General features: G+C 34.4%; 19 protein-coding genes and 2 CRISPR repeat arrays. Of the genes, 2 read left to right on the top strand and 17 right to left on the bottom strand.

Features of this window, described 5'->3' with window-relative positions; all coding sequences use genetic code 11:
* Positions 1–84: 84 nt before the first annotated feature.
* Positions 85–1,029, bottom strand: a complete 945-nt coding sequence (locus tag K6959_RS17965; RefSeq protein WP_223088430.1) for a manganese-dependent inorganic pyrophosphatase — start codon at positions 1,027–1,029, stop codon at positions 85–87.
* A 646-nt stretch (positions 1,030–1,675) separates the two neighbouring features.
* Here K6959_RS17965 and trhA point away from each other — a divergent pair.
* Positions 1,676–2,314 carry a PAQR family membrane homeostasis protein TrhA gene (gene trhA, locus K6959_RS17960; RefSeq protein ID WP_223088428.1) on the top strand — a complete coding sequence of 213 codons (639 nt, stop codon included), beginning with the start codon at positions 1,676–1,678 and terminating at the stop codon, positions 2,312–2,314.
* A gap of 39 nt (positions 2,315–2,353) precedes the next feature.
* Here the strand turns inward: trhA and dcd are convergent, their stop codons facing one another.
* Complete coding sequence (dcd, locus tag K6959_RS17955) at positions 2,354–2,911, bottom strand: dCTP deaminase (protein ID WP_163242460.1); 558 nt, start codon at positions 2,909–2,911, stop codon at positions 2,354–2,356.
* A gap of 295 nt (positions 2,912–3,206) precedes the next feature.
* Here dcd and K6959_RS17950 point away from each other — a divergent pair, with 295 nt between their 5' ends.
* Positions 3,207–3,419, top strand: coding sequence for a hypothetical protein (locus K6959_RS17950; protein WP_223087213.1), 213 nt, complete (start codon positions 3,207–3,209; stop codon positions 3,417–3,419).
* Positions 3,420–3,442: 23 nt separating this feature from the next.
* Positions 3,443–4,718: a CRISPR direct-repeat array (repeat unit 37 nt; unit sequence GTTTCAATCCTCTACTTGAGGTTAATTCAATTAATTC).
* Between the two features lie 63 nt (positions 4,719–4,781).
* On the opposite strand, the gene istB is transcribed toward K6959_RS17950, so the two are convergent.
* From istB to K6959_RS19460, 15 genes are all read right to left on the bottom strand, one after another.
* Positions 4,782–5,540, bottom strand: a complete 759-nt coding sequence (gene istB, locus K6959_RS17945) for an IS21-like element helper ATPase IstB (RefSeq protein WP_163242462.1) — start codon at positions 5,538–5,540, stop codon at positions 4,782–4,784.
* Complete coding sequence (gene istA / locus K6959_RS17940) at positions 5,537–6,823, bottom strand: IS21 family transposase (RefSeq protein ID WP_163242463.1); 1,287 nt, start codon at positions 6,821–6,823, stop codon at positions 5,537–5,539. Before istA ends, istB begins: the two co-directional genes overlap by 4 nt.
* Positions 6,824–6,946: 123 nt before the next feature.
* A CRISPR array of direct repeats spans positions 6,947–8,505; the repeat unit is 37 nt; unit sequence GTTTCAATCCTCTACTTGAGGTTAATTCAATTAATTC.
* A gap of 125 nt (positions 8,506–8,630) precedes the next feature.
* Positions 8,631–9,395 (bottom strand): CRISPR system precrRNA processing endoribonuclease RAMP protein Cas6, encoded by a 765-nt coding sequence (cas6, locus tag K6959_RS17935; protein WP_223087211.1) that lies wholly within the window; start codon positions 9,393–9,395, stop codon positions 8,631–8,633.
* Positions 9,396–9,412: 17 nt separating this feature from the next.
* The gene (cas2, locus tag K6959_RS17930; RefSeq protein ID WP_163242465.1) at positions 9,413–9,688 is read right to left on the bottom strand and encodes a CRISPR-associated endonuclease Cas2; all 276 of its coding nucleotides are present in this window, start codon (positions 9,686–9,688) and stop codon (positions 9,413–9,415) included.
* Between the two features lie 18 nt (positions 9,689–9,706).
* On the bottom strand, positions 9,707–10,612 hold the full coding sequence (gene cas1 / locus K6959_RS17925) for a CRISPR-associated endonuclease Cas1 (RefSeq protein ID WP_262422003.1): 906 nt from the start codon (positions 10,610–10,612) through the stop codon (positions 9,707–9,709).
* 74 nt (positions 10,613–10,686) lie between these two features.
* Positions 10,687–11,280 carry a CRISPR-associated protein Cas4 gene (cas4, locus tag K6959_RS17920; RefSeq protein ID WP_163242467.1) on the bottom strand — a complete coding sequence of 198 codons (594 nt, stop codon included), beginning with the start codon at positions 11,278–11,280 and terminating at the stop codon, positions 10,687–10,689.
* An 18-nt stretch (positions 11,281–11,298) separates the two neighbouring features.
* On the bottom strand, positions 11,299–13,425 hold the full coding sequence (gene cas3, locus K6959_RS17915) for a type I-D CRISPR-associated helicase Cas3' (RefSeq protein ID WP_223087209.1): 2,127 nt from the start codon (positions 13,423–13,425) through the stop codon (positions 11,299–11,301).
* Positions 13,426–13,477: 52 nt separating this feature from the next.
* Positions 13,478–14,194: a type I-D CRISPR-associated protein Cas5/Csc1 gene (cas5d, locus tag K6959_RS17910; protein ID WP_223087208.1), complete on the bottom strand. Its 717-nt coding sequence runs from the start codon at positions 14,192–14,194 to the stop codon at positions 13,478–13,480.
* Positions 14,140–15,108: a type I-D CRISPR-associated protein Cas7/Csc2 gene (gene cas7d, locus K6959_RS17905; protein WP_223087207.1), complete on the bottom strand. Its 969-nt coding sequence runs from the start codon at positions 15,106–15,108 to the stop codon at positions 14,140–14,142. The genes cas5d and cas7d overlap by 55 nt, the downstream gene beginning before the upstream one ends.
* Positions 15,095–18,037 carry a type I-D CRISPR-associated protein Cas10d/Csc3 gene (gene cas10d / locus K6959_RS17900; RefSeq protein ID WP_223087205.1) on the bottom strand — a complete coding sequence of 981 codons (2,943 nt, stop codon included), beginning with the start codon at positions 18,035–18,037 and terminating at the stop codon, positions 15,095–15,097. The genes cas7d and cas10d overlap by 14 nt, the downstream gene beginning before the upstream one ends.
* A 263-nt stretch (positions 18,038–18,300) precedes the next feature.
* The gene (locus tag K6959_RS19470) at positions 18,301–18,945 is read right to left on the bottom strand and encodes a hypothetical protein (protein ID WP_218943984.1); all 645 of its coding nucleotides are present in this window, start codon (positions 18,943–18,945) and stop codon (positions 18,301–18,303) included.
* A 286-nt stretch (positions 18,946–19,231) separates the two neighbouring features.
* A complete protein-coding gene (locus tag K6959_RS17890) occupies positions 19,232–20,260 on the bottom strand; it encodes a helix-turn-helix transcriptional regulator (protein WP_163242472.1) in 1,029 nt (342 codons plus the stop codon).
* A gap of 199 nt (positions 20,261–20,459) precedes the next feature.
* Entirely contained in the window at positions 20,460–21,335 is an 876-nt protein-coding gene (locus K6959_RS17885) for an MBL fold metallo-hydrolase (protein WP_223087203.1), read from the bottom strand.
* 16 nt (positions 21,336–21,351) lie between these two features.
* Complete coding sequence (locus tag K6959_RS19465) at positions 21,352–21,555, bottom strand: hypothetical protein (protein ID WP_262421827.1); 204 nt, start codon at positions 21,553–21,555, stop codon at positions 21,352–21,354.
* A 45-nt stretch (positions 21,556–21,600) separates the two neighbouring features.
* Entirely contained in the window at positions 21,601–21,798 is a 198-nt protein-coding gene (locus K6959_RS19460) for a hypothetical protein (protein WP_262421826.1), read from the bottom strand.
* Positions 21,799–21,808: the final 10 nt, after the last annotated feature.

Below are 21,808 nucleotides of genomic sequence, written 5' to 3'. Positions count from 1 at the left end.
TAAAAAAGAGAATCATTCTCAATGAAATAAAAAATAAAAGCAGCGTTCTATATCGCGAACGCTGCTCAATCATTAGCATGAAATTTATCCAATTGACTCCACTGTAGTAAAGGCATCTGTTAACACAGGAACAATTTGCTTTTTCCGTGATACGACTCCTTTTAATGTGGCCGTGTTACGATCCAACGTTACTTGGAATGCTTGCTCTACAGCTTTTACTTCACGACCAAACGCTAAAACAACAGAATCACTCGTTAAAATGTCTGTTGCAACGAATAAAAATAAATCTAATTCCTTCTTCGATATCACTTCGTTAATAGCCGCCTCTAATGCTTCTTTTCGTTCAAGAACTTCTTCTGCGTTCACTGTGTTGACTTGGGCGATTTCAACTTTACAATGACCCATTTGGAACTCTTTTGCATCAAGGGAAATTAATTCGCTTTCCGTCTTTCCACTAAGGTCAGCTCCCGCTTTCAACATCGCGATTCCGTAGCTTTCTGTATCCACTTTAGCAATTTCAGCTAGTTCACGTGCTGCGTTCACATCTTCAAGTGTACATGTTGGCGATTTAAATAATAAAGTATCAGAGATAATCGCCGAAAGCATTAATCCTGCCATCTCTTTCTCGATTGGAAGCTCGTGTTCCTTATATAATTTCTTCAAAATTGTCGCTGTACAACCGACAGGCTCAGCACGGTAATATAAGGGACCACTCGTCTCGAAATTGGCAATCCGGTGATGATCAATTACTTCTAACACACGTACTTCGTCAATATCGTCTACGCTTTGTTGGCGTTCATTATGATCGACTAAAATAACACTTTTCACTTCATTTGCAACTTTTGTTACTAAAGACGGTGCTTCTATTTGAAAATAATCCAACGCATATTGGGTTTCCCCATTTATTTTACCTAAACGAATAGGCTCAGCATTGATTCCTAATTGTTTTTTTAAATTAGCGTAGACAATTGCCGAACAAATTGAATCTGTGTCTGGGTTTTTGTGTCCTAAAATAAATATTTTTTCTATCGTTCTTCTCCTTAATCCTGGTATACTGTATTAACAATTAAAGGCAACCATAGTTAACTTAAGTTTACCACATATACGGTCTCTTTACTCCCCTAAAGGGTAAAATTAAGTGTCTAAATAGCAAATAAGGCTATCCTCTTAGTTCAATCGCTTCATTAAGTTAAATGTCCCTTGATACATAGAAAGCATTTATGCAACACGTCCATTTTATCGCAATTATTTCCCTTTTTTCAAGTTTGATTTATTTTACAATCATGCACTGCTCCGACCGTCTAACCAGTTGAAAGGAGAACAAAACTGTCGGTCATTAAAAAATCCCTTTTGTCATTCCAGTATGGATTTTTTGGAAAAATTTTTCCTGTCATTATATCATGAAAGCACCGTAAGTAACAAGCTCCCTTGTCTTTCAGGTGTTAAATAGATTCTTAAAAGTATCATTTCTTTTACACTTACCGCTAGCTTGTCACTTACAACTCCAACGATATCTAAGCAATTAGGATTTCTTTTACAAAATACCATTCTTCTAACCATTCATTAATGTACAATTTTTTATTTTTATAAAAATTCATTATCAAAAGGGATGACCCAACTATGCTATACTACAAATAAAGGAGCAGAAAAGAATTTGATGAAAGGATCTGAAAATTTGGCCGAAACACATGTTTTTTTAAAAAAAGAAGAAATAGCAAATGCGATTACGCACGGTATTGGGATTATATTTAGTATCGTCGCTCTCGTTTTGCTCATTGTAACTGCTGCTCAAAACGGCACTGCTGCAACTGTTGTCGCTTTTTCAGTTTACGGAGGAACAATGGTACTGCTTTATACATTCTCAACATTGCTACATAGTTTTCCTGAAGGAAAAGTAAAAGATTTGTTTGAAATTTTTGATCATAGCGGTATTTATTTATTTATTGCTGGGTCATATACTCCATTAGCGTTATTAATTGTACAAGGTGCTCGAGGGTGGACGTTATTTGGAATTGTTTGGGGAATTGCTCTATTTGGGATAATTTTCAAAGCCTTTTGGGTAAAGAAATTTTTATTTTTATCAACGGCTTTATACATCGCAATGGGGTGGTTAATTGTTTTCGCATGGGAACCTTTAATTACAAATCTTGTCTTTAACGGCGTTATTCTCCTCGTTGTTGGTGGGCTGTTATACACAATAGGCAGTATTTTTTATGTGTGGAGAGGATTTCGATTTCATCATGCAGTTTGGCATTTATTCGTTCTAGCTGGCTCAGTCACTCATTTTTTAGCAATCATTTTATATGTTGTCTAAAAAATATTTGAAAAATAATTTGACAGAAACGACCAAGGGTTATTGTCCCTTGTCGTTCTGTAATTCAACATCATCATAAATTCGACTGGCGGTTGCTTTATATTGATGGACATATTTTCCCTGATAAGGCTCTGCCTCTCGGTCAACTTCCGCTAGAACAAGCTGACAAATTCTTCGACCTGCAGTTAATTTTATCGGCAGCCGATTTGCATTGAATAATTCAAGGGTAATTTTCCCCTCAAAACCTGGGTCTACCCAACCAGCATTTTGGATAAACAATCCTAATCGGCCAATCGAACTTCTTCCCTCGACAAACGCCGTCAAATGAGTTGGTAACTTTATCGTCTCTAACGTTGTCGCTAATAAAAATGATTGCGGAGGAATAATAATCGCCTCCCCATCGTTAAGAGAAATCTCCCGATATTGTGCTTCTTCCTCAAGGGACAAACTGCTACAAGCATGTTCGTTTATAGACAAAAAATGATACCCCAATCGAAGGTCTACAGAAGCTGGCTGAATTTGGTTTTCAGTTATTGGATGAATTAGCAGCTCTTCTTTTTTTATCATTTCATTAATCGTACGACCAGATAAAATCACATGATCACTCCCTGTTCTTAATATCCTAATCCCTTATAAAAAAATACATTGAGTATTTTCCCCAGTAAAACAAACGGAAACGAGAAAGACTACTTCATTAAAACGTAACTATTCCTATTTATTATGTAAAACATTAATTATGATATCAAGTTTTTTACTAGATAAAAAGTTGATATGGCATGATAAAGTAAACACAGATTACGAAAAACTATGAAAAAAGAACCTTGAGATGTTATGATTAATTCAAGCACATGATACGGGAATTCTCCAGTGATAAAAGTGGGTGTTAATAAAAATGATTAGTTTAATAGTGGCTTGTTTTATCGGACTTTTACTTATTACCTTCTGTAAGTTAGATAAATTTTCACTTGTAGGGATCATAGGAATGTTATTGTTAACCTTTTCTAATTTAGTTTGGGACAATGAATTTTTAACAGGAGCAATAGGTGTTATCGTCATTCTTCTTTTTCTAATATTAAAGCCATTAAGAGAGAAAAAGAAATATTAATGAAAAATAACATAAGGCATCACGTTTCAATCCTCTACTTGAGGTTAATTCAATTAATTCGATAGAATTGCCCAACTACGGACACAACATAAGTTGTTTCAATCCTCTACTTGAGGTTAATTCAATTAATTCTTCATTTCAACTCCTACGATATCGCCACAGCCAACCGTTTCAATCCTCTACTTGAGGTTAATTCAATTAATTCCGACAATAAATTATAGACTTCCATACGCTTATAATTTGTTTCAATCCTCTACTTGAGGTTAATTCAATTAATTCAGAAGGCGTACCGGTACGGAAATTGAAGGATAGAAGTTTCAATCCTCTACTTGAGGTTAATTCAATTAATTCTTATTAGCTGCACGGTTGAGATAGTCCACTATCTCGTTTCAATCCTCTACTTGAGGTTAATTCAATTAATTAGTAGCACTAGTAGCCGAGGGAATTTCCTCATCAAGTTTCAATCCTCTACTTGAGGTTAATTCAATTAATTCAAGCTGAATCGGAACGAGATTATAGAATTGCTCTAGGTTTCAATCCTCTACTTGAGGTTAATTCAATTAATTCCCACTCAAACCGTTCTCATATCGACCTCCACTTTCTGTTTCAATCCTCTACTTGAGGTTAATTCAATTAATTCAGAGGATATAAAATCGGACGTGATGTAGAGAAAAAGTTTCAATCCTCTACTTGAGGTTAATTCAATTAATTCAGGTGGCCGCAAATGAAGCATAAAGCGATCGAACTGTTTCAATCCTCTACTTGAGGTTAATTCAATTAATTCGATGGTAAAGCCAATGATTTCGCCTTTAATGGTGACATTGTTTCAATCCTCTACTTGAGGTTAATTCAATTAATTCAAAAAAGTCAAATGAGTATAAAAAATATGTAAAGCTGTTTCAATCCTCTACTTGAGGTTAATTCAATTAATTCGTTATGAAAAGAGCTTGGGAAATCGCAAAGGCAGGACGTTTCAATCCTCTACTTGAGGTTAATTCAATTAATTCCTATCAAGTGCCGTTACACCAACACTTGAACGTGGTTTCAATCCTCTACTTGAGGTTAATTCAATTAATTCGGTATAGGGGTATTAAAGTTTTCTTTAATACGGTCATTGTTTCAATCCTCTACTTGAGGTTAATTCAATTAATTCTAATTCAAGCTGTTCCGGTGTTTTGACTTCTTCAATGTTTCAATCCTCTACTTGAGGTTAATTCAATTAATTCATTAAACGACTTTGCCCCGTCTTCCTCTCGGATAATGTTTCAATCCTCTACTTGAGGTTAATTCAATTAATTCTATCTTCCTGTATAAATGTCAACATAAATATGTACAATTTCGCTTGTTTAAGAATGTACAAAATTACTCGCTTTCTATTGTAAAATGATCCTTTAAACGATACGAGTCTCCGATCATTGTGACGACTGTCGCATGGTGTAAAATACGATCTAGAATGGCATTTGCTAGTTTGGGTTCCTGAAAAACTTCATCCCATGCTTTAAAATTCACATTGGTCGTTAAGATGGTACTTCGCTTCTCATATCGCATATCAATCAGCTGGAAAAACAGTTTTGCATCTTCTTGCTCAATCGGTAAATAACCGATTTCGTCAATAATTAGTAGTTTATATTTTGTAAAATGCTTTAAACGGGCTTCCAAGCGATTCTCTAGTCGTGCTCGTCTTAAATTTTGAATTAAATCGTGGCACTTAATGAAATAGGTGCTCGTCCGTTTCTTTGCTGCCGCAATCCCTATCGCGGTCGCCAAGTGGGTCTTGCCTACCCCACTTGGTCCTAAAAACACAATATTCTCATTCTGTTCAATAAAGCGAAGTGTTAAAAAATCTAGAATTTGCTGTTGATTGACTGACGCTTGGAAGGTAAAGTCGAAATCCTTTATTTCCTTCAAATGTGGAAACGCAGCGACTTTCACCATCGATTGAATCATATTTTGTTCCCGTACATCAATTTCATAGTTGGTCAATTTAATTAACGTATCAATGAATGACATCTGGTTCTTTACACCAAAATCAACAACCTCATTTAAATGCACGACCATTTGCTTTAGCTTTAAATACTCCAAATTGCTTAATAGCTGCTGATAATTAGTAGCTGGATTCATGACTTATACACATCTCCAATCGTTGCTAGATTTCTTTTAGCCAATTCATCTATTTCGGGATAGTAAGGGGCCGAAATAACTAGGGTTGCTTTATAATGCGCCTCCTGATAATTTAATTTTGATTTGCCGATTGGATGTTGTGCGATAAGTTTCATGTTATAATAAATCCACAATTGATCATCATACACCTGTAGGCCTACTTTCTTTCCTTGATATTCTGGTGGTACGGAGTACTGGTTTGATTTGTAGGAAATCATGTTCGACGCATTGACTTTTACAAGTGTATGCGTGATGCGATAGGAATCTCTTACATTTTCAGTTGGTAGCTGGAGTAAGTGATTCCTTTCTTTTTTGAATTCAATGATTGGAAGTTTCCCTGTACCTTGGTGAATCTGATGATTCACTCGATTCGCCAGATCCTGTATAAACTGATGCAACTCCTCTAATGTTAATTGACCTTGATAAGCGTGTATTTCATCTATCAGCTTCATGGTTGTTTCTATTTTCCCTTTCGTCCTTGGCCGTCCAGCAATACATGCCCTTACCTTAAAACCAAAGTCTTTTGCGAATTGCTCAAACTTTGCATTCACTTTACCTCTATAATGTTCTGTTCTAGCCTCATCCATGACTGTTTTCATATTATCCGTAAGGATTTCCCTAGGAACACCACCAAAGGTTTCAAAGGCTTCTGTTAAAAAGGAAAACAATGTACTTTGTGACTTCGATACACTTAAATGAAATACGCGGAATCTTGAACTAGAAAGAATGAGTGCAGCCACATTGACTTCAACTTTTTCACCATCTTTCGTCTCAAATAAAATGTTTTCTTTCCAATCTAGTTGCGCTTGTTCACCAGGCGGCGTCTCATAACGAACCGTTCCCTTTGGGGAAGCGATGCGCTGATCCTCTTCAAAATAAGCATTAAATTCTGGTGTACGTGCAATATAGGCTCGAAAAGTGGAAGCCCCACAATCAAGGCCATGATTGTCCTTTAAATACTGCCATAGCACTCGTCGATAATAAAACACCTGTTTGGAGTCTTCTGATAACAAAGCAGCAATTACTTCGTAATATTCATCAATTTTTGACGTTCTCTGTCTCGTTTTCTTAGGTACAAAACCATTTAAATATTTATCAATCGTTCGGCGGTCGACCCCTAACTCCTTTGCCAACTTGCTCTTATTAATTTTCATTTTCATATACTCCATTATTTGTTTAAATTTTGGTAAGTCTGAAAGACTATTAATCTCAATATTAACATCAACATTTAGCGATATATACATAACTAGTCACCTCAAGACTAGTATGTAGAATGGAAGCAAGAATGTACATATTTATCCAAGCGTTTTTGTACATATTTAAGATAGCATTTCTACTTCCTGGAATATACAGGCTTAAAAGACAAGGTTTCAATCCTCTACTTGAGGTTAATTCAATTAATTCCAAGACCTTTTGTGACGTTGGAGCAGATGCAGAATGTTTCAATCCTCTACTTGAGGTTAATTCAATTAATTCATTGATGCAGTTCCTTGCGATGGCTGGTTATAAGACTGTTTCAATCCTCTACTTGAGGTTAATTCAATTAATTCTTAAAAGTTAAAAATAAAAGATAAAATTATTAATGTTTCAATCCTCTACTTGAGGTTAATTCAATTAATTCATCTTTGTCAGGAGTGTTTAAATCAAGGGATATTGTTTCAATCCTCTACTTGAGGTTAATTCAATTAATTCAATATCTGAACCGTGGATAACTGTATCGGAAATTTTGTTTCAATCCTCTACTTGAGGTTAATTCAATTAATTCAGTTATGATCGGAGTCGATGAAAACGGCGAAATAATGTTTCAATCCTCTACTTGAGGTTAATTCAATTAATTCCGCAGGAAAAGTTGACGTATCTCTTACGATAGACTCGTTTCAATCCTCTACTTGAGGTTAATTCAATTAATTCGCTTTTCGGTGGGGAAAGAATAAAGAGACGGTAAAAGTTTCAATCCTCTACTTGAGGTTAATTCAATTAATTCAGGGAAACCTTAACCTTTAGTTTAAAAGGTGCGGAGTTTCAATCCTCTACTTGAGGTTAATTCAATTAATTCGCAATAAAATACGTTACAAAGGAGGAACCGAGTTGGTTTCAATCCTCTACTTGAGGTTAATTCAATTAATTCATAGTTACACGAGACGGGAATAAGTGGACAGACAAGTTTCAATCCTCTACTTGAGGTTAATTCAATTAATTCTCTAAAGCTGGCGGATTATTTGAAGTTACCAAACCAGTTTCAATCCTCTACTTGAGGTTAATTCAATTAATTCGGTACAAGTTTCGGTTTTTCGTGGGCATACCGTAAAGTTTCAATCCTCTACTTGAGGTTAATTCAATTAATTCAAGAGTGGAAAAATGACAAGAACATGAATAAGTTTCGTTTCAATCCTCTACTTGAGGTTAATTCAATTAATTCCATTGAAGCCGATTAACTCTAATGCTTCATCCACTGTTTCAATCCTCTACTTGAGGTTAATTCAATTAATTCAGAAACCTATTTTAAATCTAAGTTTGGGTTGTGCGGTTTCAATCCTCTACTTGAGGTTAATTCAATTAATTCGACAAGTGGAGTTAACGGACATTGCAAGTGCTTTAGTTTCAATCCTCTACTTGAGGTTAATTCAATTAATTCGTAAATGTTTTATTAAGTACGGTTTACATGAAGGGGTTTCAATCCTCTACTTGAGGTTAATTCAATTAATTCGAATTTACAACTCCCATTAAGACTGCGAACGTTTAGTTTCAATCCTCTACTTGAGGTTAATTCAATTAATTCTTAAATGAAGGTGATGAACAAAAGGGGGTGAGTTAGTTTCAATCCTCTACTTGAGGTTAATTCAATTAATTCCATTTATCAAATTACTTTCAATTTCAACCGTATTATTAGTTTCAATCCTCTACTTGAGGTTAATTCAATTAATTCCGCAGCCATCTGAATGCTTGGGAGATTAGGGGAGAAAAGTCGTTTTCCGATGACCTTGATGTTTTTATCGCTCCCCTAATGAGTTAAACGAGTTGACAGCAGCATATTCCTTATTTATCAATGCTTTAACGCTTCCGAGCACCTCCAGTGGATTTTCCGACGCATGTGGTGGTCGCATAAATTTTCCCCATACCCCATGTCGTTTTTGTTCCCACTCCCATTACTTGCATACATGTTAATAGCATGGAAAGGAACCTTTTTTCTTCTCTCGTTAAATTATTAATGTTCCAAATTATTTTCCCTACAAAACCATTTACTGTGAATCTACCATAGGAAATGGGTTTAGATTTAATATTAATATCAATCATAACTAATTTATCTATTATTGGCAATAAATCATCCCATATTAATTGTTCAGTAGTTTCCTCACTTTGATTATAGGTTTTTAAGGCGCTTGAAAATATTCTTTTTGGTTCAGGTAAAATATAATATTTTCCTGAATGTGTGAATGCAGTTGGCGTTTGAAACTCTATTTTTAAATTTTTCACGTCATCTAATAGCTGCATTGACTCTGATAATAATCTCTTTTTTACATGAATTTCGTTAATTTTAAATGTTTCTGTTTCCACATTGATCATTGGGTTATCTAAAAAAGAGGTTTGAAGACAAGTAATGACCTCTCTATCAGTACTACAAATTTTAATACTACTTCTACTACCAACAAAAATTGCAAATGATGTTTTTTCTTTTGAATCATGCAATTGTTTAGATAAAATAGGATTTACTCCTTTAATCATCTTTAATAGAAATGCGTGTAATTGCCTTGTAAACGGCCCTGGAAAATTGACTTTTTTCCTTAAATGGGTATCTAGTGTCATAACATACATCATTGTTCATTCCTTCTTAATTAAATAATTGCATTATTCTCCTCTTCTAACTGGTATCTTAATGTTCCAGCATAGTATACCCTCTTTGTACATGATTGACAAAGTGGGTATACACAAAGAGAATCTTCTTTAGTTATTATTGAATTTAATGCAAACTCTAACTCTATCCACTTCACATTATCAATTTCTAACTCAAAAACGGAATATTGAACCCATTGACCGTAGTCTTTTAGTAGTTTAAATATTTTGTTTCTTCGCTTATCATTACCGATATCATATGTAACAATCCTTTTCATTATAATAGTCTCCTAATATTATTTTACTAGAAATGGATGATACTCTTCTAATTCTCCCCTTATCGTTTTAGCAAGAAGTAAAGCTTGTGTATGAAAGATCTCTCTATAGGTCATTTTTTTCTTCATTAATTGGTGAGTAACTTCCGTTAATCTCCGCTTTTCAATTTCTTGTAAAAAACGTTTTATAGTGCTTGTTTTCATACGTATTGATCCATGCTCATGAAAAAAGTCCTCTTTCCTAATAATTGGTTGATTCACCAAACGTAATACAAGATTGTCGACAAAAACCGAACGAAATTCTTCCATCAAGTCTAATGAAAGAGATTCTCGACCATATCTTTCTCTATGCAAGAAACCTATATAAGGGTCAAGTCCAACTGCACTTAATGCACTTGTCATTTCTGCACGTAAAATACCATAGCCATAATTTAAAAGTACATTCACCTCATCCTTAGCAGGACGTTTAGAACGACCATTAAATCGAATAGTAGCACGATTCTTTACTAAAAGCGGGAACACAAAAAAATAATTTTTCGCCGCTAAACCTTCAAGTCCACGTGCTTCATCTATAGTGGATGAAGATTCTATCTTTTTAATAACAACTTTTAACAAATCAATCACTTTTTTAACTTGATCATACTTATTATTACGATAATATCTTTGTAGGCTTGTACGTGTATTGATCACTTTAGCCATAATAATATTTTTAGCAATTTTAAATGTTCGTTCCGTGTCAAGATGTGCTTTTACCTGTGCAATTCTTAATGTTACATTTTTATTTTCTGGACCTACTACTCGACAAAGAAATCTTGACCCTTTAAAATAGACAAGTGTAATCTCTTTTTCAATTAGTAATTCAATAGCATCTGTCGTAAGAGTTGAGGAATCATGAACATATATACGTTTATAATCATTTACACGAATGTCACGGATTAATTTTTTCTCCTTAAAGATCTTAAGCCTTTCTGATTCTTTACGAATAAAACACTACGGTTCTGTTATATATAACGTTCCCAATCGATCTCACCTTTCAGCTTTTCTGTCTCAAACGGCATACAATAGTCAAACAAACTACAGAAGGAACATCGTCTCGGATCATTAATCCCCTTTGGAGGCTTTTCTTGTTTATCTAAATCCCTAATCTTTTTAATGACTGTTATCGTCTCTTGTCGTAATTGTTCATTAAACTCAACCTCCCGCCGTTTATTTGATCCGTAAAAATATAAGTACCCTTTTTTAATTGTGTTTTTAGTATATTCCTCCAAAGCAATTGCTTGAGCACAAAGTTGAAGCAAGTTATTTTTCCAATCTCCATCCTTTCCTCGTTTGTACTCAACAGGATATACTTTACCATCCCTTTCCTCTACTACATCACATCTAACTGAAAGTTGGTATTTTTCAGAGAATAGATATAAAGAACGAGTTAATAGACGATTATCCCTACTTTCAATTCCTTCTTTATCAACATGTTGATGTAATAATGAACCATGTTTTGTATACACATTGTCAAAAAAGACATGATCAACATACTCATAATAACAGCGCCTAGGGCAAAATGCATATGCAGTGATAGCACTTGCTTGAACTTCCATCTTATATAATCCCCTTCTTTAAATAACGTCGCTTCGAATACGCTCGCAAACACTCCATAGCTTAAAAGCATCAATGTTAAATGATACAGACATTTTCCTGTTGCGATATCTTGCTTGATAGATTCTGAACATTGGTGGAAGCTTATATCGTCTTTGTAATTGATAAGGTTCCTCTGAAGATACATATATAATCCACGATTTTTTTTTAGCCTTCCATTGCCGATTAAGTCGTTGAAGTTGTAAATTTAAACTAGGATCCTCGCTTGCTAATTGCATATTTGCAGTTCGTGTTACTTCCCCATCAATGTGTGAGCGAATTCGAAAACTTAAATCCCAGTAAAAAGAAACTCGATCAGCTCGGTCCCGTCGTTTTGTAAGAACAGCGTAACCAAGGGCAGGATAACGCTTCATCTGGTTTTCATATTGCATTAATTTCGATTGGTCATATTTTTTCAATCGTTCCAACAATTCTTCTTTTGTTACAAAGTAAAAATGATAGTTTCTAAAAATATAAGAATAATCATATTTTTTAAGTGGAAAATGATCAGTATTTTCTTCCCAAAACCACAAATCGGGATAGAAAGTTTCTTCACGATCTAGTTCTTTAAACTCTAAACTCTCTAACATATTTTGTCCTCGAAATGAAAGAAGGGGTTCGATCAGTTTATCATTTCGCCAAGTCCGATACCGTTGTCGTTGTTCTTCATAGGCAATATGATACATATTCTCAATTAGTTTCTTCATTTTTGTTTGATAATCTAGCTTTTCGCTTTCATCAAGAAACTGACTCGCATAAAAATATTCGGAATGAAGAAGCATCATGCCACCTGTTTTTTCAATAAAATTACTAAAATTTTCTGTCTTATCATACCCGCTAATCACTAAAGATTTTAATGTGCTGCGATCTAAATCTTGATCGGCTCGATTATTTATAAACTCTTCGACATATTCTGGAACAAAAGCAATTGCATATAATAAAGGATTAGGTTTTTTACGTTTCCCCCGGCCAATCCTACCTAGTCTTTGCATAAAACTTCCTGGGTTACGCGCTTCAAAAATAATATAATCTTTATGAATATCATCTTTAAAATCTACTCCAACTTCTATCGTTGCCGTCGCTACTGTAATTTGTTTTCCCAGAGCAGCCCTGCTTTTTCCTTGTTCACGTTCCGATAACCCATGTACTTCTCCTACATCATATCCTTTACTCTTAAGAAAGCGAGCTACTTCCTCTGCTTCATAAATAGAATCAAATACAATTAACCCTTTTGCATCAGGAAAATGGACTAAATAATTATGTTCAAATGTTTCCCAATAATCTTTAAGCTTTTCACTTGTATTCCATTGTGCGAGCGAGGTTCCAATTAGTTGTAACCGAAGTGGTTCAAGAAAAATTCTTTCAGCTATCTTTGTATCTTTCTGTTCGCTTTCCCATTTGTCAATCTCATCTTTAACTTTCCAAATTTCCAGCCCAGCATTACTAATTAATTGCTCAAAATATTCATTCGGTGTTGCAGAAGAAAACACAAACACATATGACATTTCTTTATAAAAAGACGTAAGCAATGCAATCCATTGAGCAATTAAATTCATTTCAGTTATGCTATATAAATGAAACTCATCGAAAATTTGCAGACGGTAATTAACTGCAAGTTGATGAAATAACTCATGTTTATCTCCACGCAATAATTTAGGTGCGAATAAACGTTCTTGGGCAATTAAGGTTAAATAATCTGGATTTGTTAAAATAGCTTTTGAAAAACGTCCACTTAGTCTTTTCAATTGCTGTAATCTTGTTTCACACTGTTCTTTTATTAAATTTAGTTCCTCACTCGTCCAAACAACAAATTCTTCAAATGAATCTTTCGGCAAATTTTCCTCCAAACTTAAAAATTGATCCTTTACAAGTTCATTTACTGGATAAACCCCAATCGCCTTAACATCCTTTTGTTCAGCTAAGTAACTATAGTTTGCAAGTGTTTTACCAGCTCCTGTCATTGCTTCATTCCAAATGACAACATTTTTCTTCTCCGCAAACGCTTTTCTAATTAATTCAAGTTGCACGTACTGGTGTGCATACGGATTTATTTCATTCATAAAAGGTTTATCATATGTAAACGCTCGCTCTGCCCGTAGGTGATACATGCTTTATCATCCTCCTTTTAATTAAAGAGCCGGCAAAAATCACCGGCTCTCTTTAATGATAAAAATAACAGCTCTCTGGACAAAAGTAAGAGAAGTGATCAAGTTCTACTACATATCCATCGATAGCTTTCTCCCATTCAGCCCCTTTAAGTAATCTTGAAGGTAGCATATTATAAAATGAAATAAAGTAGTTTGGTAATGAAACTAAGTCATTGACATTTAAAAGCATGTCTGAGGCTTTCCGATTAGCCGATTGAATACTTAGCTCAGAAACTGAGACTTTACATAACGACATCCATTTTCCTAGACGTATATATGTTGGAAATTCCAATGGGCTAGAACTGAGCACTATCGTCGTAAATAGAGATCCTGGCCCGATTGCCTTAATAAACCCCCAATTGGGAATCCCCATACTTTGTCCCCGAACAGACAAATATCCCTCATCTGTAGTGTTGTACTGGATTAAACGTCTCATTCCTTTTTGTTGCCAAGCAGGATATACATATATTCCTTTTTCATTTAACAAATCGAGTTGTTCTTCATACTTCGGTAATTGTTCTTTAAAATAGTAAGGAGCAGTTGTGAAACCAAGTGCATAAGTTAAAGCATAATTATGAACAAGCGGGAATGTCTCTGCTACTTTACCCTTTTCTGCACTAGCAAAAAAGACATAATCTTCTGTATAAATATTTAATAAATATGCATATTTCTTTTCTATGATCTTCTTTTCAGAGAAGCGTCGTGATCGCTTTTGAGCTGCTTCAGCCACTCTTGTACCCCCTTATTGTCTTTAAGAAATGCACGTAACTCGGACAATATTTCAGATAGTTCCTCGCCGTCTATAATTGTTACTGGCGCAAATACTTGCTCACTAGCTTGTTTTATAGACTGAACGGTTAAATTTAGTAGAGTATCTCTTTCAAGAGGAAGTTCAGTGACGTCTTCACCATATTTATCTACTAATTTATCAAAAACGGATTGAGTAATTGACAAATTTGAGGTAACCTCCGTATTACTTAAGACGATAGCTACTAAATGATTATGAACGAAGCCTTGACGATTCGCCTCTGCTCCGTAACGTGTCGTCGTTAATATATTATTCAAAATGTATATTAACTCTGCATATGTTACATCAACTGCAGTCTCAATCGTCGGGAAAAATACTTGGGGACGAACATGCTCCCTTTCGGCAAAGGCACTTCCTGATACACCACCCTTTGTTGTATCTTCTATCGCATTTAATGTAATTGTCCGTTGGATTTGTTCATAGTTGCGAATAGAAAAAGCAGAATCTGTGAGTATACGGGATCGCTGTGAGCCTTCTCCACTTGTAGCTGCAAAACCATATAATAAACAGTCAGGACATTTACCACACATCCCCTTCATATATTCACATTTTTCTTCAGCTAATCCATATTGACGATTAAAAGCTCGTCCTGTTCGTCTTTCTGGAGCTACCTGTTTTCGTTTCTGTAGCACAACCCTTGACATTAATTCACTTGATTTTTTCCCAGCTCTCACTGCTTCTACATCAAGGGTTTGTCCTTCTGTCGTTAAAACTGCGGTTGAGGCTAATTCCCGAAGAACAACAAAGCCTATTTTTCGGTTTAACGGAGCAAGCGGAACTTCACTAACAACATATTCATTAATTTTAGGTAAAAACTTTAACTCATTTATTTTCATTCATTACACACTCCTCATTCTGTTTGTTTTTCCAATAATTTTGTACAAGCTCATGCATTACAAAATAAATCCCATCAGCTAATTGGTTTACACGTTGATTTAATTTAAATAAATTACCTTTACATTCTTTTTGATAGAAGTCAATATAAATAGCCTCAACAAGTTTTTTAACATCTTCGTTAGAGAATTTCATTATTCTTCCTTGTTTTTGATCTTTTTTTAGTCGCTCAAGACGTTTAATGACTGTACCACATATTTCATCAAACTCAGCCCCGTTCTTAATACTTTTAATGACAGTTCGAAATAAATTCTCATAACGATGGGCTCGTCCATCAGATTTGGAATTAGGGATATAAAGCTTAAAAGACGCTTCAGCAATAGCTTGAGCTAAATTCATCCACTTTTTCTCTCCTTTCTCATTTGACCACCAAATAACAGCTTTTCTTAATAATTCAGGGATTTTATGTCTCTCACTTAATGCTCGTTTTACCACATGAGCTCCTGGTAAAGGGTGGATTTGCACTAATCGTAATAAACTAGATATGTCTTTATCTGTCATAAACTTTCCTCTTACAGTCGGATGTAAGTGTTGGTTCATTTCCCATAAGGATGCGATTGTTTGAACCGCATCTCGTATGTATTTAACAGGTATTCCTTCTCCAAGTGCAGAAGGCTTAGTATGAAATTGCTGCTGAACTTTTAACGGTGGAGAATCTAGATGGACAGCATAAACAAGTTCATCAATGTTAGACATTGTGAAAAATGGTCGCGCTGTTACATATATGCGAAAACCGTATAGTACATTAAGGGAACAAGCTAAAGTTGCTGCTTTCATCCAAACTTCTTCTTTCGTCCGCAATTCACTAGAACTATAACAGTCGTAAGTCACCATTATATAATTGGAAAGTTCACTCATTTTCACTAAATCTCCAGTGGAATATAACCGTCCATTTTCTTCTAGTTGCTCATTTAATAATCTCTCTCTATCATTAAAGTGATCTAATAAATACTCACGTACTGTTTCATCGTCCCAGCTCGGTTGTAAAAAAACGCTTTGCCACGTTTCTTGATCTTTACCAAGTGAACGAACATTTATATAACAATGATCATGTCGTATATTTTCCTCTAATTCTAAAAAGCGATCAGAAGTCAACTGATATGTGGGAAATACATATAAGTAAAGCCTTTTTGAATAACTTCTTTCTCCTGGTTGTTCAAATGCGAACACTTTTCTTAAAATAAACTCCAGCTGACAGACTGGGCACCAATGTAATGCACTAACATTTTTAATTTTAGGCAACAGTCTGTTCGAAAACACTTGGATATCATCATCAATAATTGCAGCTTTCGCCTTAGGTTCTGCTTTAGGTATAATGTCTCTATTGCAAATATTACAAATCCTCTTTTGACTTCCTGTACGTTTTTTCAATAGCTCCTTTTTGTTCAGTAATGCAAATGAGCGTTGTTTATCACTACTAAATACAAGCTGTTCGTTGATATATTTTTTTAAATCATCTGAAATTTTTAATTTTTCTTCTACAAAACTATTCACTTTTTCACGGCTAATTAATTGGGCTAATCTATCTTTTAAACGAATTATTGTAAATTCATATAAATCAAACAGAGGTAATTCTCTTGCTGATCTATCATTCACTTTTACCGATATTAAATAGTAATAGGATAACCAAATCGTATCATCAAACCGACGGCTGATTGATATGTTTTGAATGTTTGAATAAATATCGTTTGCTGCCTGACAATTCAAGGCATCAGCTAAAATGAAGTACGCTTCCTTATGGTTTTTATCGTCAAGTTGTCGAATGACATTTAATAACACCTTAAACAGTCTGGCGTGATAAAACCATTTTTCACGAAAGTCTGATGTTAATTCGGGAATTTCCCCGAGCATTTTCTTGAAAAGTTCATCGACTGTCTGACAATTGTATTTTTTTAATTGCGATAAGCTGAATTTATCTTCAGGAAATTTCTTAACTGAATTAGATGGCTTTACAAATAATTTATTTAACGTTTTTAATAATCGATCTGTAGATGACAAAATCAGATAGCCGTATGTTTGAAGCTGCAATGTTGATCGATCAAGCAATACCTCTTCATTTATATTCTGTTGTTCAGCTAATTCTTTATAAAAAACAGACACCAACTCATTAATCCATAATTCTTTGTTAGGAATTGTTTTTTCAGCTTCTTGATTTATTTTAATATACAGGGTTCCATCTGAAAAAAAGAGCCATGGATAGTACCCGGATTCTTTCATTAACTGAGTTACTGTTTGATGCAAGCGATTTGTTAATAATCCTCTTGTTTCCTCAATATAATGATATTCAAGACAGAGCTTTCGTTGTAATGAAGGAGGAAACAACTCCATTAGTGACTGACGTAATGAGGATAATCCTTTACCTTCTAGAAACTCCCGAATTGATATTATTGAAGCAGCCCGATCCATCATTTTAACCAGAGAGCGTATGTAATTCCAATCAATCCCAGGTGGTAATACTGAAAAATCACCATACTTCCCTGAAAAACGTGACACACCGGCGAGACGTAAAAATGCAGAAGGAATTTTTAGTTTTTTTTGCTGTAATTGTTCTCGCCAATGGTCAAATTCGTCTAGTGATTGCGCATAGACACTTCCTCCTTTTGATTCTTCCACTTTATGAATATCATGGAGAACATAAGCCAGACAAGCATATTCAATGTGGTCTTGTTCAACTGGTACTTGAGATATATCCAAAAAGCTAATAAAACTTTTTAAAGCAAAGATACCACTCTCAATATGTTCCCTCATAAGCTGATCAACGAGATGGCTTTTTGCTTCTGGATAATCATGTTCTTTTGCGACTCTTTCACTTAATTCACTATGGCGAAACTGAAAGAGCAATTGATTTAAAAAAGAAAATTTGTCGTTCATCGCATTGATGACACCTTCCTTTCAGTAATAATTTGGATTCCACACCTTAATATTATTACGTTTCCAAATAGTGGTCAACCGTTTTAATAAAAAAATATTTGCATTCTATGTTAGCAATTATTATCTTTTATTTTGTTTTAAACACTTTAAAAATGAATTAAAAGTTAATTAACATATATATCCGAATATTCAGTTAATAATTGCAATATTTTTATTTATCTACCACTTATACTTATTACAAAATCATTTCCTTTTGCTAAAAACTATTCTATAGGAATTAGTTGAACAGTTGCTTGAGTTTCCATAATATCTCCATTGGAAGTAAAGAAAACATATTCTTTTTCTGAATATCTTCCGGATCCTAAAATAGTATTAACAGTTGCTATACCTGAGCTTCCATTGAACACTTGAAAGTTGCTCCCTTCACCAACAGGAACCGCTTTATATCGCCCTTCTGGAAAATCCTTTCCAACAATGTATTGACCGGCACTAAATGTTCTAGGCTCTTCTTCCTTAGCTGTCACACCGCTTGTTAATTTCTCAAGTTCAGACTGTTTCTCTTTTATATTTGCGTCTAAGTTTTCAATTTGACCTTGCTTTTCACTCAATTCTTTTGATAGCTTGTTAATTTGATCGGCAATTTGATCCTTACTATTAATTGCAGCAATAGCCTCTTTCGCTTCAGATTTTTTACTCGTCAATTCAGCATTTATATTCTCAAGTTTATCTTGTGAATCCATTAACTTTTCCTCTACATTTGAAATTTCAGATTGGATTTCATTATATTTTAGCTTTTCCTCTTTTAATTGCACGCTTGCTGTGCTATTGCCAAGACCGTAAGACATCATTAAAATAATCACAACTCCGATAATCTTCCACATCTTCCTCGATTTAATTATCTTTCCCATCTTGTCCTCCTAATTGATCGAAAGAAAATAATGTACTACTTTCAAATTAACTCGTTCAATTTTTCGATCTTACAATTTAGTCTTAAATTTTCGATTGACATGTTCACAAACCTTAACATATACTAATATAATGCATAATTAATTTTTACAAATGATCTCTTACTATAATCCATCATCCTTTCAACAGTAAAATATGACCTCATCTACTACCTTAGTATAATTCTTACACGAAACCAATCGTGTATAAACAAAAAATATTGCAATCTATAATTGCAATATTTTTAACTTAATATCTTTTTAACATGTTTTTTATTTCTTTTTGAATCGCTTCCTTTAACCAAATTGGTTTGATTACTTGTACTGCACTTCCCCAACCTAGTATCCATTTTGTTATTTCTTGTTCACTCGTAATACTATCAAAAAAAAGTCGCCCAACTTCGGCGCCTTCGTTATCTATAAATGTTTGCTTTTCTGTCCATTGTCTTTCCTTTATTCTATTCCACACTTTTTTGTCAAATACAGCTAATTCTAGAGTAAATGGTTCCTTTTGAGGTCCTTCCGCTTCCCACATGGCATGAAGATATTTTTTTGACAAAGCACTTTTTTTTGAAGAATTTATTGGTGATTCGTACTCCTGTTCCTTCCACTTTGATAAACGATCAAAACGAAAATGCCTTAATTCCTTCTTCTTGGCTGGAATACGCCTATTTCCATTTGAGATCAGTTCATACTCTTCTGCAAGCAAGTAAAATGCTCCTTTTGCAAAATAAATCCCAAAAGGATCTAGATAACGAGTATACACACCTTTATTAACAGAAATAAAATTGCCTTTAGAAATAGCCTTTAACACTAATGTTACTTGTTCATAAAAAGAGTTACGATTAATTGGATAGGCATAATTAGAAATATGTATATGTGCCATATAATTATGGAATCTTTCTTGATCAAGTTCATTCATACTTTTTTCAGTAAAACGGATTAATTTCTTATAAACAGCATCACCAGATTTATCATTTGCAAAATACTCCATTTGTTTAAGGGCCAATATTAGATACATTTGTAAGTCTTCTTTAATCGGTGCTATGTTTTCTTGAAAATAAACGTAAACTTTTCCCCAATGAATTTCAAAATACTGACGTTCCTTACAAATTAAATTGTCAAGCATCATTAAATCTCGGCGAATCGTATCTATCGAAACTTGATGTGTTTTTGCTAGTTTAACTAGACTAACCTCACTTGTACTCTCTAGTAGAGTTGTTAATAATTCGAATAGCCGATCCCTTCTATTAATCGTTCGAGAAACAGGATTGGTCATTGTCCCACCTACTTTACTTTTTCAATAATTGAAAAGGATGAGTAAAAATCCTCATTATCATTCTACAAAAAACGTCCTCACTTTAACAGTTATTAAACAAAATGTTATATTCATGAATCTTCAAACCGCTCATGCATTCCGCCTCAAAAAATACTAAAAGAAGCTAGTCTCCATATCGGTTCTAGCTTCTTTTAAAGTGTTATTTTGAGACAGGAACCTGGGTAGAATGAACTCCGTTAACAAAATAAGTGAGCGCGAGGAGTTCGATCTCTTGTAAATCCCGGCCTAATTGTATTGAAAGTGTGGTGATCATTTCTTCCTTGTCGCCTTTCGTGGCTACTGTTAAGTTTGCAAGATGCCTCAATAAATTAGCGTAATGTAAAAATTCTTCTTTAGATAGCGGGAATTGATGGGACATTACATACGTATCGGCGTCATAATTTTCTAGTTTATCGAGAAGCGCCTCTATCCGATCAACAGTATAATTCCATTTCTCGCTATACATGTCGGGATATAAGCAATCCCCTAAAAACAGTACTTTTTCTTCCTTTACAAAAACGACAGAAGAATCATGGGAATGGTCTCCGCCAACGTGTTCGATTATACAAGTGATTTCCCCTAAGTCGACTTCCAATGCTTTTTTAAAAGTAATATTTGGAGGGATAATCGTGATATTCCGATTGTCTCCGTATTCCTTTTTGATCATTTCTGCACAGAAAGAACTTTCAGTGCCTTCTGCTACGCGTTGATCTAACTCCTCATTAGACCACTTGAGCGGAATCAGCCTTTCTAGTGCATTCTTTGTTTCCTCGTGAGCAATTGCGGGAATATTTAGTTGCTTTGCCCCAAATGAATGATCCCAATGCCAATGTGTAAGCACAAGCATATGGATGTTAGCCACGTGCTCTTTTGCTAATTCTTTTAAAAAGCCCTCAGCATGTTGAGGTGAATTTCCTGCATCTACAATTAACGTTTGATGCTTTCCACATATAGCAGCAACAATTGGTCGATCCGTTTCCGCTTCTGGATCCTTATAAAAAAAATGCTCTTTCAAACGCCTTAATTCTTTTTTCATCTATAACCCTTCTTTCTCAGTTTTCGTTTTTAACAGATTCAACTAATTTTGTTAAAGTAGTTAATACATGCTGTAAATCTTTTAACTCAACTTTTGAATAGTATTTTTTCACTAACTGCTCATCAATTACGTATAATAATTCGGCATATTTACGCCCTCGTTCTCCGAGAGTGATCAACAATTCTCTTCGATTTTTTATATTCGCCTGCCGTTTAATCATTTTTTCACTTTCTAATTTTGTGAGTACTTGGCTAACAGCACTTTTTTACACATTTAAGTGTGAAGCGATATCGTTAGCGATAACTGGGTTATTGCGAATAATATAAAACATGATTAATTCTTGTTGTGGTGTTAACTTGAAGTTTTGCAGACGTTCTAATACAGTCACTTCTTCGATCACTAACATTTTAAATTCTTCATACACTTGATTTATTTTATCAATCACTTGAAGGTATTCATTCATGAAGATCCCC

Source organism: Bacillus aquiflavi, assembly GCF_019915265.1.
Taxonomy (GTDB): domain Bacteria; phylum Bacillota; class Bacilli; order Bacillales; family Cytobacillaceae; genus Bacillus_BT; species Bacillus_BT aquiflavi.
Note: the sequence above shows the minus strand (reverse complement) of the source record. Positions and strands in the feature narration are given on the sequence as shown.

Excerpts from the sequence above, each read along its gene's own strand:
- istB (WP_163242462.1), bottom strand. The coding sequence starts at position 5,540 with ATGAATCCAGCTACTAATTATCAGCAGCTATTAAGCAATTTGGAGTAT.
- K6959_RS19465 (WP_262421827.1), bottom strand. The coding sequence starts at position 21,555 with ATGATTAAACGGCAGGCGAATATAAAAAATCGAAGAGAATTGTTGATC.
- cas3 (WP_223087209.1), bottom strand. The coding sequence starts at position 13,425 with ATGTATCACCTACGGGCAGAGCGAGCGTTTACATATGATAAACCTTTT.
- cas4 (WP_163242467.1), bottom strand. The coding sequence starts at position 11,280 with ATGGAAGTTCAAGCAAGTGCTATCACTGCATATGCATTTTGCCCTAGG.
- cas7d (WP_223087207.1), bottom strand. The coding sequence starts at position 15,108 with ATGAAAATAAATGAGTTAAAGTTTTTACCTAAAATTAATGAATATGTT.
- istA (WP_163242463.1), bottom strand. The coding sequence starts at position 6,823 with ATGTATATATCGCTAAATGTTGATGTTAATATTGAGATTAATAGTCTT.
- cas6 (WP_223087211.1), bottom strand. The coding sequence starts at position 9,395 with ATGATGTATGTTATGACACTAGATACCCATTTAAGGAAAAAAGTCAAT.
- K6959_RS17885 (WP_223087203.1), bottom strand. The coding sequence starts at position 21,335 with ATGAAAAAAGAATTAAGGCGTTTGAAAGAGCATTTTTTTTATAAGGAT.
- K6959_RS17950 (WP_223087213.1), top strand. The coding sequence starts at position 3,207 with ATGATTAGTTTAATAGTGGCTTGTTTTATCGGACTTTTACTTATTACC.
- K6959_RS19470 (WP_218943984.1), bottom strand. The coding sequence starts at position 18,945 with ATGGGAAAGATAATTAAATCGAGGAAGATGTGGAAGATTATCGGAGTT.
- cas2 (WP_163242465.1), bottom strand. The coding sequence starts at position 9,688 with ATGAAAAGGATTGTTACATATGATATCGGTAATGATAAGCGAAGAAAC.
- K6959_RS19460 (WP_262421826.1), bottom strand. The coding sequence starts at position 21,798 with ATGAATGAATACCTTCAAGTGATTGATAAAATAAATCAAGTGTATGAA.
- cas10d (WP_223087205.1), bottom strand. The coding sequence starts at position 18,037 with ATGAACGACAAATTTTCTTTTTTAAATCAATTGCTCTTTCAGTTTCGC.
- K6959_RS17890 (WP_163242472.1), bottom strand. The coding sequence starts at position 20,260 with ATGACCAATCCTGTTTCTCGAACGATTAATAGAAGGGATCGGCTATTC.